This is a genomic window from Lysinibacillus sp. LK3, from assembly GCF_001043675.1.
Taxonomy (GTDB): domain Bacteria; phylum Bacillota; class Bacilli; order Bacillales_A; family Planococcaceae; genus Lysinibacillus; species Lysinibacillus capsici.
In genome coordinates this window covers 369,295-384,724 of sequence record NZ_LDUJ01000001.1, presented here as the reverse complement: position 1 = coordinate 384,724, position 15,430 = coordinate 369,295, and the positions used below count along the sequence as shown (strand labels likewise).

15 protein-coding genes are annotated in these 15,430 nt (G+C 37.5%); 3 read left to right on the top strand and 12 right to left on the bottom strand.

All coding sequences use genetic code 11. The features are described 5' to 3' along the window. Nucleotides 1–188 precede the first annotated feature (188 nt). Nucleotides 189–1,484, bottom strand: a complete 1,296-nt coding sequence (locus VK91_RS01795) for an MFS transporter (protein ID WP_048390190.1) — start codon at nt 1,482–1,484, stop codon at nt 189–191. A 121-nt stretch (nt 1,485–1,605) separates the two neighbouring features. Here VK91_RS01795 and VK91_RS01790 point away from each other — a divergent pair, with 121 nt between their 5' ends. Continuing rightward, entirely contained in the window at nt 1,606–2,859 is a 1,254-nt protein-coding gene (locus VK91_RS01790) for a helix-turn-helix domain-containing protein (RefSeq protein WP_048390189.1), read from the top strand. Nucleotides 2,860–2,899: 40 nt separating this feature from the next. Here the strand turns inward: VK91_RS01790 and VK91_RS01785 are convergent, their stop codons facing one another. The 10 genes from VK91_RS01785 to VK91_RS01740 all read right to left on the bottom strand — a co-directional run bounded on the left by VK91_RS01785 (nt 2,900) and on the right by VK91_RS01740 (nt 12,624). Beyond that, a complete protein-coding gene (locus VK91_RS01785) occupies nt 2,900–4,804 on the bottom strand; it encodes an endonuclease MutS2 (protein ID WP_048390188.1) in 1,905 nt (634 codons plus the stop codon). Nucleotides 4,805–5,580: 776 nt separating this feature from the next. Further along, nucleotides 5,581–6,489: an EamA family transporter RarD gene (gene rarD / locus VK91_RS01780; RefSeq protein ID WP_048390187.1), complete on the bottom strand. Its 909-nt coding sequence runs from the start codon at nt 6,487–6,489 to the stop codon at nt 5,581–5,583. Between the two features lie 134 nt (nt 6,490–6,623). Further along, nucleotides 6,624–7,160, bottom strand: coding sequence for a hypothetical protein (locus VK91_RS01775; protein WP_048390186.1), 537 nt, complete (start codon nt 7,158–7,160; stop codon nt 6,624–6,626). A gap of 223 nt (nt 7,161–7,383) precedes the next feature. Then, nucleotides 7,384–8,553 (bottom strand): toxic anion resistance protein, encoded by a 1,170-nt coding sequence (locus tag VK91_RS01770; protein WP_048390185.1) that lies wholly within the window; start codon nt 8,551–8,553, stop codon nt 7,384–7,386. A 67-nt stretch (nt 8,554–8,620) separates the two neighbouring features. Beyond that, on the bottom strand, nt 8,621–8,878 hold the full coding sequence (locus tag VK91_RS01765) for a hypothetical protein (RefSeq protein ID WP_048390179.1): 258 nt from the start codon (nt 8,876–8,878) through the stop codon (nt 8,621–8,623). Nucleotides 8,879–9,017: 139 nt separating this feature from the next. After that, the gene (locus VK91_RS01760; protein WP_081011063.1) at nt 9,018–10,262 is read right to left on the bottom strand and encodes an ABC transporter permease; all 1,245 of its coding nucleotides are present in this window, start codon (nt 10,260–10,262) and stop codon (nt 9,018–9,020) included. After that, a complete protein-coding gene (locus VK91_RS01755; RefSeq protein ID WP_048390175.1) occupies nt 10,246–11,151 on the bottom strand; it encodes an ABC transporter ATP-binding protein in 906 nt (301 codons plus the stop codon). Before VK91_RS01755 ends, VK91_RS01760 begins: the two co-directional genes overlap by 17 nt. Nucleotides 11,152–11,164: 13 nt before the next feature. After that, complete coding sequence (locus VK91_RS01750; RefSeq protein WP_048390174.1) at nt 11,165–11,695, bottom strand: DUF2812 domain-containing protein; 531 nt, start codon at nt 11,693–11,695, stop codon at nt 11,165–11,167. A gap of 76 nt (nt 11,696–11,771) precedes the next feature. Continuing rightward, complete coding sequence (locus tag VK91_RS01745) at nt 11,772–12,308, bottom strand: DUF2812 domain-containing protein (RefSeq protein ID WP_048390172.1); 537 nt, start codon at nt 12,306–12,308, stop codon at nt 11,772–11,774. 1 nt (nt 12,309) lies between these two features. After that, nucleotides 12,310–12,624 carry a PadR family transcriptional regulator gene (locus VK91_RS01740; protein WP_009374222.1) on the bottom strand — a complete coding sequence of 105 codons (315 nt, stop codon included), beginning with the start codon at nt 12,622–12,624 and terminating at the stop codon, nt 12,310–12,312. A 153-nt stretch (nt 12,625–12,777) separates the two neighbouring features. On the opposite strand from VK91_RS01740, the gene VK91_RS01735 reads away from it, so the two are divergent. Then, nucleotides 12,778–13,365: a TetR/AcrR family transcriptional regulator gene (locus tag VK91_RS01735; protein ID WP_227744833.1), complete on the top strand. Its 588-nt coding sequence runs from the start codon at nt 12,778–12,780 to the stop codon at nt 13,363–13,365. A gap of 58 nt (nt 13,366–13,423) precedes the next feature. After that, nucleotides 13,424–14,596, top strand: coding sequence for a YhgE/Pip domain-containing protein (locus VK91_RS01730; protein ID WP_048390167.1), 1,173 nt, complete (start codon nt 13,424–13,426; stop codon nt 14,594–14,596). A gap of 219 nt (nt 14,597–14,815) precedes the next feature. Here the strand turns inward: VK91_RS01730 and VK91_RS01725 are convergent, their stop codons facing one another. Then, nucleotides 14,816–15,397 carry a TetR/AcrR family transcriptional regulator gene (locus VK91_RS01725; RefSeq protein WP_048390162.1) on the bottom strand — a complete coding sequence of 194 codons (582 nt, stop codon included), beginning with the start codon at nt 15,395–15,397 and terminating at the stop codon, nt 14,816–14,818. Nucleotides 15,398–15,430 lie beyond the last annotated feature (33 nt).

The window sequence follows — 15,430 nt, the reverse complement described above, 5'->3', positions numbered from 1 at the left end:
AATTGAATGTTTTGTTTTTCAACACTAAGAACGAGGCTGGGACAAAAAGAAAAAATGTTAGACCAAGATATAATTAGTCTAACATTTTTTTGATTTAGGAAGGCATATTTAACTTCTTAAAGTGAAAAAGCTAATATCCATTTTTATTGTTTTTCAATATAATCGAGTTCTGTCCCAGCCTCGTTATTTTAAGTTGTTGTGTTCGCAACACCTTCTGGGAGAGCTGCTTTTTCATAATACTCTGGATGTGCCTCTTTTAAAATAGATGAGCGCAGCATCACAAGTGAAATGATAATAATAATGACACTCGTTACTGGTAAAATAATAGTTGCTGGTAATGTATCATATAACATGCCATAGACTACCATACCAATCGGCATCATGGACATCGCCATCGTCTCCATTAGCCCAAAAACACGCCCACGGTACTCTTCCGCAATGATTTTTTGCATATACACCCCGATGGGCATATTTATCCCCATTTCGAAAATTGCGAAAATAAAGTAAATGATGAGATAGAAGATCACAATAGCTATATAGGAAAAATCAGTAACTAAAGGGATGACTGCTAAGCCAACACTTCCCGCCAATAGTAATAAGCTGATTTTCGAAAAGCGTAAAGGTACCTTTACTTCAGATCTTGTTGCGAAATAAAGGGATGCTAAGAGCATACCTAATGCACCAGACGCTTCAATAAAGCCAAAGTGTGTGGATTCTACTTTTAGCAATTCAATAATGATGTACGTTCCTCCAACAGCGATGGCAGAAAAGAATAGGTTGATCCACAATGCTACCCACATAATGGTCTTAATGACGTTACGTTGCTTGATATAATGAAAACCACTTTTCAGCCCTTCCCACATCTTTTCTTTTTTCGTATCTTCCCCTCTTGTACTATAAAGGTTAAAATCCATTGTTGCCTCTAAACAAAAGGCAATCGCATAGGCCACCATATTCACCATTAAAAATACATCCATATTAAAAAATCCATACATCATACCACCAATGACTGGTCCTCCAATTGCAGCTACGGACATTGACATTTGGTTAAATGACATCGCACGTTGTAATCTCTCTGGATTGACAAGTGTGGCAATTGCTGATGAAAACGTTACACCAGAAAAGGCTGAGCAAATCGTATTAAAAACAGTAGCTATGTATATAGCATAAACGGACATTCCTACTGTTTCTGTATAAAGCAGTAATCCCCCTACTGTCAAAATGGTTCCTGCCTGTGCTATTAATATTGTGCGTTTTTTTGAAAAATTATCTGCGACATAGCCCGCTAAGGGTGCCACAAGGGCGCGGGGTAATACTGAACAAATCATATTGGTAGCGAAGCTCATTGCCGACCCAGTCATCGCTAAAATATACAAGCTAATACCGAATGCCATGACGTTTGCACCCAACATGGCAATCATTTTACTCGCCGTGAACGTCCATAAGTGATAGGTCGCCTTTTTTAATTTTTCCGCTTCATTCATCTAAATCCCTCCATTATTTAACTAAATTAAAAAGTTTAATTATGTTAAACAAAATATACCACAGCTTCCTCTTTTCATGCAAGCAAAAGTTTAATATAATTAAACAAAAGGAGGCGAGGCAGTGGACTCTTTAGGCACACGAATTCGCAAATTAAGGAAAGAACAAAAATTAACATTAGAGGCACTTGCCGGTGATCGTCTAACTAAAGGAATGTTAAGCCAAATAGAAAATGATAAGGCTAAGCCTTCTATGGAAAGCCTTGACTATATTGCTGAACGTTTAGGTGTAAAAGCTAGTGAATTACTGGAAGAAGTAACCCCATCCTCCATACGCCAGCTATTAGAGCAGGTGGAAAGTTTATTTGCAGAAGTAAAACGTGGTGATGCTCATCATCATCAAGAAATTGTCGATTTAATTAAGCCGTCTGTGGAGGGCCTGCCTCAAAGTTATGAAGCTGGCCGTTTATTGTATATTTACGCAGATGCCCAGTATGAAGCTGGATTAACAACATGGGAAGTCCCGCTTCAGCAAGCCCGCACTATTTTTAAGGAAATTAATTTACTCAGCCATTGGTTCAAAACCTTTATCCTCGAGATGGCTATTTTAGCAGCAAAACGTCAATATACATTGGCGTACGATCGTATCTTACAGGCAAAGGAAATTATCGAACAAGAGGACTATCAGCTCGATTCTCGTGATGCCTTATTAATGACTTATTATACAAGTATTTTCCAACTTGCAATTGGTGAGCATGAGGAAGGGAAAAAATTAATTCAAGAGACGATTGCCAATGCTCATAAAAACCAACTGTTCTATCAGATTGATAATATGTACAGAATTGGTGCCTATTGTGCCATGATTGATCGTGATTTTGAACAAACCAATCATATGTTTATGAAACTGGAGCAATATCAGGCATTTGCTGAACGTGTTGAGGTTGATGCTTTTATTTTTGTATTGAAGGCACATTATTGTAATAATTACAGCAATAATTATGAGCAGGCTCTGATTGAAATAGAACGTTTTTATCAGCTTAGACACGATGATTATTTAGACAAGCTAGATCCAAACTTTTACTATGCTGAAAAAGGAAAATCCTTATATTTACTTGGACAATATGAGGAGGCGAAGGCTGCATTCGAACAGTATAAACACAGACCGATCTATATTAATCATCCATATGATATTTTAAGCTTAAATGAATGCTTTTCCTATAAAGCCCTTTGCTATGCACATTTTGGTGAGCTAACAACAGCCTATGAAATTGCAAAAATGGCCTATACAGATTCACTGGATTTAGTGGATTTGCCCTATAAACGAAAAATTGAGGAAGTCTATCGAACGATTAAGGCACAGATTGATTCCATAACTTAATTAGTAAAGGGATTGCACGAGGCTGTGCAATCCCTTGTTTTTATTGCTGACGATCACTCTTTATTTGTTTATGGATCTTGCGTAACGCTTTTTTCGACCCACGTTCGATATCGTGCTGAAGCTTCCGATCCTGATAGTCTACAAATAATGTCTCTAAATCATAGCCTTCAGGGTATAACTCTGTTGCAGGTAATTCAAGGGCAAGCCGCTTTACATTCACCTCTAGTATTTGCCCCTGATAGAATACGCTGACATTATTGTACGGATTCATTTCTTCATATACCAATCCCACATCATCATAGTCCAATAATTTCACACGATCCCCCTTTGCAAATGTATAAGCTGCTGCCAAGCTTTTTTTCTCTTCTTTAGGCTTTCGAATTTTACTGTCCTGAACGATCGTCAGTTGATATTGTTTATTATTTATATAATCCTTTGCTCTTTGTAAAACAGCTTCTCGGACATTCATTTTTTTAGAAATCCATAAGGCATTGCTTTCTCCAGAGGTGCCGATGAGTAATTGGTACAAAGGCTCTAATGTTTCAGCATGGAAGCGCATTGCCGCATTCATAAAATCAGGATGCATTTCAGAAAATCGTTTAATTTCACCATAATGTGTAGTTGCCACAGTTATACAGCCCATTTGATAAAATTCTTCTAATATTGCAATGGCTAGTGCAGCTCCTTCATTTGGCTCTGTTCCACTGCCAATTTCATCAAACAGTAAGAGTGTATGATTATTAGCAGCTCTCATAATATCGGAAAGATTTTTCATATGAGAAGAAAACGTACTAAGTGCATTCTCTATACTTTGATTATCGCCAATATCAACAAAGATATGATCAAATACAGCCATTTCCGTTCCTTCGTCCGCTACAATATGGAAGCCCGACATCGTAGCTAATGTTAAAAGGCCAATGGTTTTCAACACAACTGTTTTCCCACCAGCGTTTGGACCTGTAATAATTAAGCTACGGTAGTCTTTCGCGATGGAAAATTGAAGAGGTACCGCATTTCCTGGTAGTAATGGATGCTTACCATTGATTAGTTGAATATAACCGTAATCATTTATACGTGGCTCCCTACCACCAATTTGTCTACTGAACTTCGCTTTGGCAAAAACCATATCGTATTGACTAATCAACTCCATGTTAATGGAGATGGCATGAAGATGTTCCATCAATAGCCCTGATAAAGACGCTAAAATCTGGTATTCCTCCACGGCTTCCTCTGCCTTTAAGGTAGCTAATTCTACATTTAATTTAGCGACAACACTTGGCTCCATAAAAACGGTTGCCCCTTTTGAGGAAATTTCAACGACCGTACCCTGTACATGATTTTTATAGGTCGCCTTAATCGGAATCGTATAGCGATCATCCTTTTGACTAATAAAAAATTCCTGAATATACGGTTTATTAGCACTGTTATTTAAAAATTTCGTTAAACGTTCTTTAATTTTTTCCTCTGTCGTTTCCATATGATGTCGGATGCGTTTTAATTCACGACTAGCGGCCGAATCTACACGATTGGCTTTGATCGCAAAATTAATTTCCTCCTCCACGCTTTTAAATTCAGCCATAGAATGAGCGTAAGAGGAAAGAACAGGCGCAAAAAATGCCTTATCTAACATAAATTTTTTGATGTTGCGGCAGCCTCTTAAAAAATCAGAGATACTCACTAGCTCACTGGGATCTAGAAGCATTCCCTTTTCAAGCTTTGTCATAATATGCTCAATATTCGATACCCCTAAAAACGGAACATGCCCCTCTGCATCCAATATTGCACGAGCTTCTGTTGTTTCATTCAACCGATTTTTTACCACTGCTAAGTTTGAGCTTGGCATTAATTTATCTAAAAGCTGTTTTCCTAACCCGCTGACACAATAGGATTTAACGATGTCCTTTAATTCATGATATTGTAATTTTTCAAGTGTAGTATTATTCATTTCTTTTTGCTCCTCATTGTAATGTTTTATCATACATGAAGATACCTACCCAATAATAGATAGCAATGATGGTTTAAACAAAATAAAAAAGCTGTGAGGAATCCCCACAGCTCTATCTTTAAAATGCGCGTTTTCCTGGCATCACAAATAAAACTTCAGCTAATTGAAGTTTCTATCCTATCTGCCACGCTTAATAAAGTATTGTAGGTATCTACATAGGTTGTTGAAATAGATCCATGACAAAATAAGGGGTGTTTATAACATGTATCCCCTGCTGTCGTCATCGCCACTATTTCATTCAATTTTTACCTAGTTAGAACCTACCGCACTCACAAAAAGCACCTCTCATTAATTGATCATTGTTATCTAATTATTGACATTTTACTATATGCTAACAGGAAAGTAAAGGTACCTACCTTCAAAAAGTGTTCTCCTATATTTGGAGGGAGTACCCAAATACAACAAAAGACTACCCATTGCCTGTTTACCTTCATTTTCTTATTTATTTTTATAATCCCTACAGTCTCTGCCACATCAACTGTGAGTGGTGAAATAAATGCTATGGGCTTTCATTATGCAGTCTTGCATTTAGCGTAGTATAAAGCTGCCGTGAATGAGTTATTCATTGTTAGCCTCATCGATCTTTAAGATACTATTAAACAAAATAGCAGACAATCCAGCAGCCCAATCGATAAGAAATAAAAAAGTTTTGTCCATTACAAAGCGAAGTTGTAAAAGTTACATAAAAAAGACCTGTAGAAAAATCTACAAGTCTTTTACGAAACTGATTTATGATGGGCTTTTCTTGTTTCTATAATTTTCGAACCCGAAAATAAAAGTAAAGCTGCCCAAATAATGCTGAATGCAAGGAGCTCAACCTGACTAAATGGCTCTTTGTAAAGCACAATGCCTAAAATCAAGACAATCGTTGGCGATACATATTGGATAAATCCTAGTAAATATAAAGGAATATTTTGTGCCCCCTTCGCAAATAAAATAAGCGGGACGGCTGTTACTAAACCACTAAAGATCATCAAAATATCTGTTTTAACATCGACATGTAAAAACGAGGCTTGATGTGTAGCAAAAAGATAGACATAATAGCCTAATGCAAAGGGTAAAATCAATAACGTTTCAATGGCTAGGCCTCTTGTAGCATCCAGTGTAATTTTCTTTTTCAGCACACCATAAATAGCAAAAGATAGGGCAATCAATAAAGCTACCCAAGGTACTGAGCCGTAATTGATCGTTAAAATAATCACCGCAATAAAAGCAATTCCTGTTGCTACCCATTGTGCACGACTCAGCGATTCTTTAAAGAAAATCACCCCGAAAATTACAGACAATAGCGGATTAATATAATAACCTAAGCTCGTTTCAATGAGATGATTATGCGTCACTGCCCAAATATATAAATACCAGTTCATTGAAATGACAAAGGATGCACCCGCAAGCTGCCAGAAATGCTTTTGATGTGACCATAAATATTTTAAATCTGCTACGAGATCCTGACGCATTCGAAATACGAGTACTGCCAGCACCGTAAAGACAAAGGACCAAATGACACGGGATAATAAAATCTCCATACTTGGTACATGCTCAAGTAATTTCCAATATAGAGGGAATGCTCCCCAAAAGGCATAGGCAAAAAAGGCTGCCAAAACTCCTTTTTTCTCATTTGACATGATATTAACGCTCCTACTCTTACTGAAATCGGTTAACGATTTCCTATAATCTTAAACTAGTTAAAGAATAGACTCATTATAGGACTTTGAGTAGCTGCTGTAAATGCCAAATTTCTAGTTCCTTTTAAAAGCTGTTAACCTTTTTGTTCCGACTCTAGCTCAGAAATATACTTGCGTACAGTACTATAGCTAATCTCTGGATTGATTTGGCGCTTGATGCGAATATGGATTTCTTTAATTCCAACCCCTTGCTCACGCATATCTCGAATCATCGACTTCAAGGGCCCCGTCAATGACTCTCTTGACATCGCTGTATATTTACTCAGTTCAATGAGAAGATCTGTATTTTGTTGACGGAGCACCTTCATCTCCTCCACCACACAATTATATTCAGTGACCTTTTTCTGCAAGACCGTGTTTTGCTGCTTTAACTTTTGTAGATCCTCTGTTAGCTGTGCATTTTGTTTTTTTAGCATTTTTCGTTCTCGTTCTAAACCATTTTGCTTGTTATCTAAATCCTTATACATAGCATTATATAACTCTTCCATATGCAAAAGCTCTAGATAGCGACTTTGCGGTACAATCATTAAGCTATCTGTCGTGTATAGAGCAAGCGTTCCATCTTTAAACGGCTCATACGACAATGTAGAGGGATTTATTTTATTTGCCATTTATTTTTTCACACCTCCACGAATAATTACATGTAATCGAATACCTTTGTGCAGCATCTTTCCGCTTCCTTTTCTATTTGATAATCATTCTCATTTAACATTATCATAATCACTATTTTGCTTTTTGTCAAAGATCATTTCCCTTGTGTGGAAGGAGCCTCTACCTGCCTACCCTTTCCATAAAAAAAGCCTCTTGCAACAATAGCTGCAAGAAGCTTTAGCCTTACATTTTTTTCAGTTTCTCATACTCCAATTGCAAACGCTCAATACGTTTACGACCTTCTTCACGGTTTCTTGCTGTTTCTGCTTGAATTTGCTTTGTTTCTTGAATACCAGCCATAATTGTTTGCCATGTTGTTTCAATGGTTTCGATTTTAATGCTTGGGCTACCAGCTTGACGAGCGATATTCACACTGTTCTTACTAATATTTTCTGCATTACGCACAAGCATTTCATTCGTACGGCGATCTAGTTCCACCATAGAATCAGAAATCAACTTTTGACGCTTCAATGTCACTGCGTGAATAAGCCCCTGCTTAAAGATCGGAATCGTTGTGACAAAGGCAGAATTAATCTTGGCAATTAGATGATTGTTCCCTTGCTGCATTAAGCGAATTTGTGGTGCTGATTGGAATGATACTTGTTGTGCCATTTCTAAATCATAGCGACGTTGCTCTAATAATTCCACAGCGCGTAGCATTGTTTCATATTCCATAGCTGCCAATTGATCACCACTTTGAGCCTTTTGTTCAAGTGCTGGTAAAGACGCACGAACCTCTTCTGTTTTCACTTCAATAGCTGCAACAAATTTACTTAATGATTGGAAGTAGTTTAAGTTCTGATCATACAAATTTTCAAGGTCAATGGTATTACGCTTCATTTCCCCTTCATATTTTTGGATTTCACGGTAAATGACATCCACTTCTTTATTCATGCTGTCATACTTAGATAAGAACCTTTCCAATTGTTCTTTTCCTTTGTTAAAGAGCTTGGAGATGAAACCGCCCTTTTTCTCTTCCGCAAAATCCTGTGGATCAAATTTATCCATAATTTTATTCAGGTTATTTAAAAGCACACTCGATTCTTCCAGCTTACTAGCTTTCATCGTTGCGAGCATTTTATCAGAAAAGGTTGAAATGCCACTTGCCGTTTCTTTACCGAGCTCTAGCATGGCAATTTGATCTTTGACATCAATTTTTTGTGCAAGTGTATGAACCTCTGGATCCTGCTTTAACATTAGCTGGTTTTGAGCGATTTGTGATAGTTCCTGCTCAGATACAAGTACTGGCTTTTGCTCAGCCGTTTGCTGTAAAAGTGGATTTGGCTGTAATAAAGGATTTTCTGAAGCGAATGGGTCCTTGGATTTTAAAAGATCATTGTTGAATTCAGACATATGTTTTACCCCCTGCAATTTATCTCTACTAATTACTTACGATTACCATGTAAAAAAGTTTCATTTTCTATAGGATGAAAAAATACGAATCTGCTATACAATAGCCATTCTGATGTACCTTATATTGCAAACTATATTGATTAGGGTGAGCATTATCAACAAAAATTTCCACTTCAGTGCAATAGTGAAGAATTTCTGCTATTTCTTTACTAGTAGGACACAGCTGTTGAAGCTTTTGAAAGAGCTGCGCTTTTTCTTCGATTGTTGCTAAACGCTGATTTGATGATCGGTCAAGAATTGCCTCCACCTCTGATTTAGCTAACATCATCCCATCCCCTTTTATAAATTATAGCTTCTTTCTAGCCAAAATTCGACTGATTCCGTAAATTCCTTTACATTGTTTGCTAACAATGGCACCATGACACCAAAAAAGCAGCTACATTGTCCATGTAGCTGCCATTATGTTATGTTGTTACCTTTAATACCGTTTTAATTTTTTGAATGACGCCGCCAGAGCTATATGTCAATACACTACGTTTATAGAACGATAAACTGAATAGGTATACGACAACAATCGTTACGACTAAAATTCCTAAAGAAAGTAATGGTACAATGCCACCGATATCTGTAGCGCCAATACGCATTGGCATGATCATTCCAGAAGTTAGTGGGATATAAGAGAATATTTTAATGATAATTGTATCTGGATTCCCCATGCCTGTCAGCATAACATAGAAGCCAATAATCGTAATAATCATCGCAGGCATTAATACTTGACCCGCCTCTTCTACTTTCGATACTAAAGAGCCAAATAATGCACCGATAATAAGATAAAGGATAACTGTTAACAGTAGGAATACGATAGCATAGATGACATAGCCAACGGACAATTCCTTGACAATGCTAGCAGCTGCATCCCAAACCATTCCACCTTTGATAAACTTCGCATAGATAAGGAACACGATCGCAATAATACCCATCTGTGTTAAAGCGAGCAATAAAACTCCAGCGATTTTTGCTTTAAAATGTGTCCCAGGTTTGACACTAACTAAAAGCATTTCCATTGCGCGTGAGCCTTTTTCAGAGGCTATTTCAGTCGTAATCATCGATAGGAATGTAGAAATGAAGAAATAGATTAAAATCCCTACCGCATAGGAAACTACTAGCCCTGATTGCTTTTCTTCTTCACTTTTTCCACCTGTTGATGCCTCATTTAAGTTTTTCGTGGAAATTGTTGTTTGAGCTGCCATGATTTGTGCCGCTTGCTCAGGTGAAAGCGATAATTGTTGTACGGCATAGTGTTGTCCTGCATATTGTAATAAGGATGATAATGTAGATTGATCGTTTAATTTCAGTGGTGTAAACGTAGCAATTTCCGCATGTAATTGACCATTTTGGTCGTTAATCGTCACAATCGCATCCAGCTTGCCGTCCTTTACTCTTTTTTCAAGGGTCGATACATCTTGCTCATCTTGAATAAAATTCATATCTCCATTCGAGACAAAAATACCACTTAGATCAGCAGAGGTTTTATTAATAATCGCGATTTGCTGTGCTTCATCATCACCTGTGAATAATTCCTTAATTTCTGACCAGAAGACAGCCACTGACATGACAATTACATATAAACAAGTCATTAAGATAAAGGATTTTGATTTAATTTTAGCTTTATATAATTGCTTCATTAATAAACTAAACTTCGACAACATGGCCACCTACCTTATCTTTAAAGATTTCATCTAACGATAAATAATCTAAGCTGAATTTTTCAATATACTTCCCATTGGATAGCTGCTCAAAGATACCTTGAGCAAAGCTTTCGTCCACTAATGTAAGCACTGTTTGCTCCTTCTCTACACGCACATCCTTGACACCCTCAAGTGCCAATAATTGTGTTGTTGACCAATCCGTACGGACAGCAAGCTTTGTTTTACCATATTGTTTCTTTAAATCTAGTAAGCTTCCAGAAAATAAAGAAACACCTCGTTTTAATAAACACAAATGATCACAAAGCTCCTCGACATTGTCCATTTGGTGACTGGAGAACAAAATCGTCGTGCCTTGCTCTTTCAATAGTAAAATAGCATCCTTTAGTAAATCTTTATTGACGGGATCTAGCCCACTGAACGGCTCATCTAAAATTAAAAACGCAGGTTTATGGATAAAGCTTGCAATTAGCTGTACCTTTTGCTGATTCCCCTTTGACAGTGTTTCTGCCTTATCCTTGCGTTTTTCCTCCAGTTCAAAACGTTGAATCCAAAAATCTATTTCCTTTTTCAGCTCTGCTCGTTTCATGCCACGTAGCTCACCAAAAAAGTAAAGCTGCTCCTCTACCTTCATTGTTGGGAAAATACCACGCTCCTCTGGTAAATAACCAAGGACATCTCGGTTAATGGCATTAACTGGCTGCCCATCCCAAGTAATCGTCCCCGCTGTCGTCTCCTGTAAATCTAAAATCATTCGGAATGTCGTTGTTTTTCCGGCACCATTTTGACCAATTAGACCGAAAATTTCCCCTTTTTCAATGGTAAAATTTAAATCATCTACAGCTGTAAAATCCTTGTACTTCTTTGTGACATGCTGTAACTGTAATGTCATGTTGTCTTCCTCCTTATCCTTCAAATATATGTAAGTCTTGTTTCAAGCCCTTTTTACGATTTTCATTTTTTACTATAGGAATGAATAGCAGTAAGGCGACAATCAAATTCATGCACCCCACACTTGTATTCATAGATCCTACAACGAATTCCCGTAAACCTAGCGATAGATTATAAATACCAATGATTAAATTTAACAGTAGCACGAATATAAAAATGCGATTCATGGATTTAATATAGTTTATTTTCGAGGAAGCATCTGAAAATATCTCAAAAGGGCCCTCCGATTTTGGTTTTCGATAATAGGCCCACCCACCAAACTTAGACACACACTCGATATTCATTTCGTCTAGAAACTCAAAATAATCCTTCGACTTTCTATTGATAAATTCATTTCGATAAATATATTGACCTGGTGTCCCTTTTTCAAAAACAAAGTAGCCTACTACCGTCTTTTTAAGATTCCACCCCCGATCTGCCATGTCATTGACCCATCGCTCTTCCTTTTCGTAATCAATAAAAAAACGATACATTCTTTTTTTCATTTTGCATCACTCCTACTATAATTCATGCTTCCTTTTTCATTATTTTCTGATTTCCCGGAAAATAATAGATGCTTCGTTAATCCGAAAATACATTTAATTCTCTCTTTAATCGATTACGTATACGCATAAGCTTATAGAATGGGAGGGCAAATAATACAACAACCACAAGATTCAGCGTATTTAACGAGAAACCAACCCAGTCTGTTGTTTGCTCCGAAAAATCGCCAATTAAACCGATTAGTCCAATAAACAAATTAAGTAGAATAAGAGAAAGCAGGATCCTCATCTTTTTTGACAGGTTACCAATTTTCGTTTTTTTATCTGTATACAGCTCAAATGGACCTTCCTGTGCTGCTTTTCTAAAAAATATAAAATTTCCAGAGCGGTCTACTTGTTCAATGTCAGAGGATTTGAGAAATTCGAGAAATTCCTCTTCATAGTGCGTACCGAATCGCTCTAATTCATCATGGCGATAAATATAGCTATTTGGTTCTCCACGCTCAAACGTAAAACGAATCCATGTAAATTTTTTTAAGTGCCAGCCCTTACTAGCCATGTCATTGACCCACTTCTCTATTGCATAGGGATTAATCATCAATCGATATTTATGCATATTATTCAACTCCTCTCGTTATACGGATACCATTGTCAAAAAGTTCCCTTAATCGTAAAATTTCATATTCCACCACTGTTTTTCCAGTTTCAGTAATAATATATTCTTTCTTTCTGCCATCTCCATCAAGTGCCTCTATCCATCCTCGTTCCAACAATGTTTTAATCGCACCATATATGGTTCCGGCCCCTAAGCGCACTCTTCCATTGCTCATTTCTTCCACCAATTGCATAATGCCATAGCCATGCCTCGCCTCATATAATGCTAATAAAATATAATAAACGCCCTCTGTTAATGGCGGATGCTCCTGTGTCATACAAATCCTCCTTTATATCGTCGACCAATATATCGCCAGTCGATATATTCAAAATATATCAGCAGTCGATATAATTGTCAACGCTCATTCACAGTGTTGCAGATCCTTGTATACTATGCTAGGATGTAAGTAATTACTTGCATGGAAGGAAGTATGTTCTTGACAACGAAAGGAACTGCGCAACGAATTATCGAAGCTGCTCTACAATTGATTAGTGAAAAAGGCTATACAGCTGCAACTACCAAAACCATTGCAGAATTAGCAGGTGTCAATGAGGTCACTCTTTTTCGTCACTTTGGCAACAAACGTGGTTTATTAAAAGCCATTATTGAGCAATTTTCTTATTATCCTCTTCTACAGCAGGAGATCAATCAAAATGTAACGTGGGAATTAGAAAAGGATTTATTGAATTTCTCACTGAAGCATTTTCATTTTTTAATGTCGATTAAAGATTTTGTCATGATCGGCTTTAAGGAATCTATTCAATTTCCTGAAATTAGTGAGGAAATCGCCAATCTCCCGCTCCTCATAAAAAAGGAGCTCATTCACTATTTTCAAGAGATGCATCAACAAGGAAAAATAAGAGAAGTTGATTTTGAAGCAGCAGCGTTATCGCTTATAGCTTTGAATTTTGGTCATTTTATGTCACGTGCTCGTCTTGGAACTATCGTGTCTGACTTACCAACTGAAGAACTTTTACAAACTAGTGTTGCTATTTTTTCTAGGGGACTCGTTTCCTAGAAAAAATTTTTCTAATCAATGCAAGTAAGTACTTACTTAATTTTAGGGGGAATAAAAAATGACAGGTTTACAAGCACTATTGCGAGTTCGTGAAACCTATATCGGCATTGTTGCAACCATTGCCTTCCAATTAATATTCTTTACAATTTGGATGACTGCCTATGATGGTGTCAATGAAAGAGCGGAACAGTTAAGCATTGGTATTGTTGTGGAAGATTCTGTAATGGGTCAACAGGTAGCACAGAACATCAAAGGCTCCATCCCCTTTGCAATGGAGGACTATTCTTCGATGGAGGAAGCTGAGAGCGCATTAAACGAACGACAAATTAATATGATTATGCAAATTCCAGCCGATTTTACAAATCAAATTCAAGCAGGGAAAGAGGCTGAAATTATTTATGCGATTAATCAAGCCAATGCAAGTGTAGCGAAAAATATGATGGAGGGTGTAGCAAAGCAATTAACAGTAGAAATCAATCAAGCCCTCTATCCAATGCAACAAAATCAAGCCGTTGCAGTCTTTGCTCAACAATTTGCTCAGCTTCCCTTCGAGCAACACACTGCCCAACAAATTACCACTTCTGTCAAAACGACTGTAATGAATGTCAAAGACCACCCCGTCGATGGTACGATTGTAAAAACCAATGATGTAAAGGGATTTGCTGCAAACTTTGTCCCACTTATGGTCATCATCTCCTCCTTTGTGGGAGCGATGGTTATGATTATGCAACACCAGCAAGCAGCACAACTCGTTCAAGACAGCCTATCAAAATGGCAATTGTTTCTCGCACGACAGCTACTCAATGTGGGCGTAGCCTTTACATTGCCATTCATAACAATTGGCTTGATGTACCTTTTTAATATCGATAGTCAAGAAAGCCTGTTGTCGATTTATCTCTTCCAATCTGTAATGTACCTTGCTTTCCTTAGCTTGGCCCAAGTATTTGTGATTGCCTTTGGGAATATGGGGATGATATTTAATATTTGTGCTCTCTCACTCCAATTAGTAACATCAGGTGTACTTGTTCCAAAAACAATGCTATCTGAAGGATACAAACAGGTCGCTGCCATGCTACCAGCCACGTATGGAGCAGATGGCTACTACACAATCATCTTTGGTGGTAGTTCTGATAATCTCCTGCAAAACAGTAGCTCCTTAGGCATCATCATCTTCGTGACACTAGCCATTGCTACGTTGATCGTCACATTTAAGCCTGCTCCAGTCCGATGATTTAATAGAAAAGAGAAGGTCTACAAGATGATGTAGACCTTCTCTTTGAGTGGTTATCCGCTACTTTTTCTCTTCTATCCTTCACTTTGAGCTGGCTATCCGCTACTTTTTCTCTTCTATCCTTCAATTCTGGCGTCCTATCCGCCACTTCTCTCTCTATCCTTCAAATTGAGCGTTCTATCCGCCACTTTTTCTCTTCTATCCTTCAATTCAAGCGTTCTATCCCCCACTCCTCACATTCTTTAAAATAGCTGCTAGCTGTTGATTTAACATGGTCACGCTATCGCTGAAATCGCCGCGATACCATTGGATGATAAGCCCGATGATGGCGTTTGCTTGATAGGCACTATAATAGTCGATCGAGATATGATCCTCCATTTGATGTATGTGCTGTGTGGTAATATCGCGTTTTAGCAGGGAATAAATCCCATCAAATAGCATGTAATAGTAGGTCAGCGGGACATTTTTAGAAAAGACGATACGGTAAAACATTTTAAAGCGTTCAATATGATGAAAAATACGGATAGTATTGGGATCTAATTGATTTGTGTCCAATGTCGTGACGGCACGATAGGGTTCTTCATAGGATTGATATAAATCCTCCATTATCTCCTGAAAATATTCTTCAAAGAGCCCCTCTTTTTGCTCGTAGTGTAAATAGAAGGTTCCTCTATTGACCTTTGCTTCTCTACAAATTTCAGCAATGGAGATTTGCTCCAATGGTTTTTGGCTAAGCAATGTCAATAAAGCATCGTGGAGAGCTTGCTTCGTTTTAATAATCCTTAAATCCGTAGTACGCAATTTTTTCAACTCCTTAATAAACAGATTGTCCAA

Coding starts and splice junctions, on each gene's coding strand:
- VK91_RS01735 (WP_227744833.1), top strand. CDS start 12,778: ATGTTCTTGACAACGAAAGGAACTGCGCAACGAATTATCGAAGCTGCT.
- VK91_RS01775 (WP_048390186.1), bottom strand. CDS start 7,160: ATGGCAAATAAAATAAATCCCTCTACATTGTCGTATGAGCCGTTTAAA.
- VK91_RS01765 (WP_048390179.1), bottom strand. CDS start 8,878: ATGTTAGCTAAATCAGAGGTGGAGGCAATTCTTGACCGATCATCAAAT.
- VK91_RS01770 (WP_048390185.1), bottom strand. CDS start 8,553: ATGTCTGAATTCAACAATGATCTTTTAAAATCCAAGGACCCATTCGCT.
- VK91_RS01730 (WP_048390167.1), top strand. CDS start 13,424: ATGACAGGTTTACAAGCACTATTGCGAGTTCGTGAAACCTATATCGGC.
- VK91_RS01760 (WP_081011063.1), bottom strand. CDS start 10,262: ATGTTGTCGAAGTTTAGTTTATTAATGAAGCAATTATATAAAGCTAAA.
- VK91_RS01740 (WP_009374222.1), bottom strand. CDS start 12,624: ATGACACAGGAGCATCCGCCATTAACAGAGGGCGTTTATTATATTTTA.
- VK91_RS01795 (WP_048390190.1), bottom strand. CDS start 1,484: ATGAATGAAGCGGAAAAATTAAAAAAGGCGACCTATCACTTATGGACG.
- VK91_RS01785 (WP_048390188.1), bottom strand. CDS start 4,804: ATGAATAATACTACACTTGAAAAATTACAATATCATGAATTAAAGGAC.
- VK91_RS01755 (WP_048390175.1), bottom strand. CDS start 11,151: ATGACATTACAGTTACAGCATGTCACAAAGAAGTACAAGGATTTTACA.
- VK91_RS01750 (WP_048390174.1), bottom strand. CDS start 11,695: ATGAAAAAAAGAATGTATCGTTTTTTTATTGATTACGAAAAGGAAGAG.
- rarD (WP_048390187.1), bottom strand. CDS start 6,489: ATGTCAAATGAGAAAAAAGGAGTTTTGGCAGCCTTTTTTGCCTATGCC.
- VK91_RS01745 (WP_048390172.1), bottom strand. CDS start 12,308: ATGCATAAATATCGATTGATGATTAATCCCTATGCAATAGAGAAGTGG.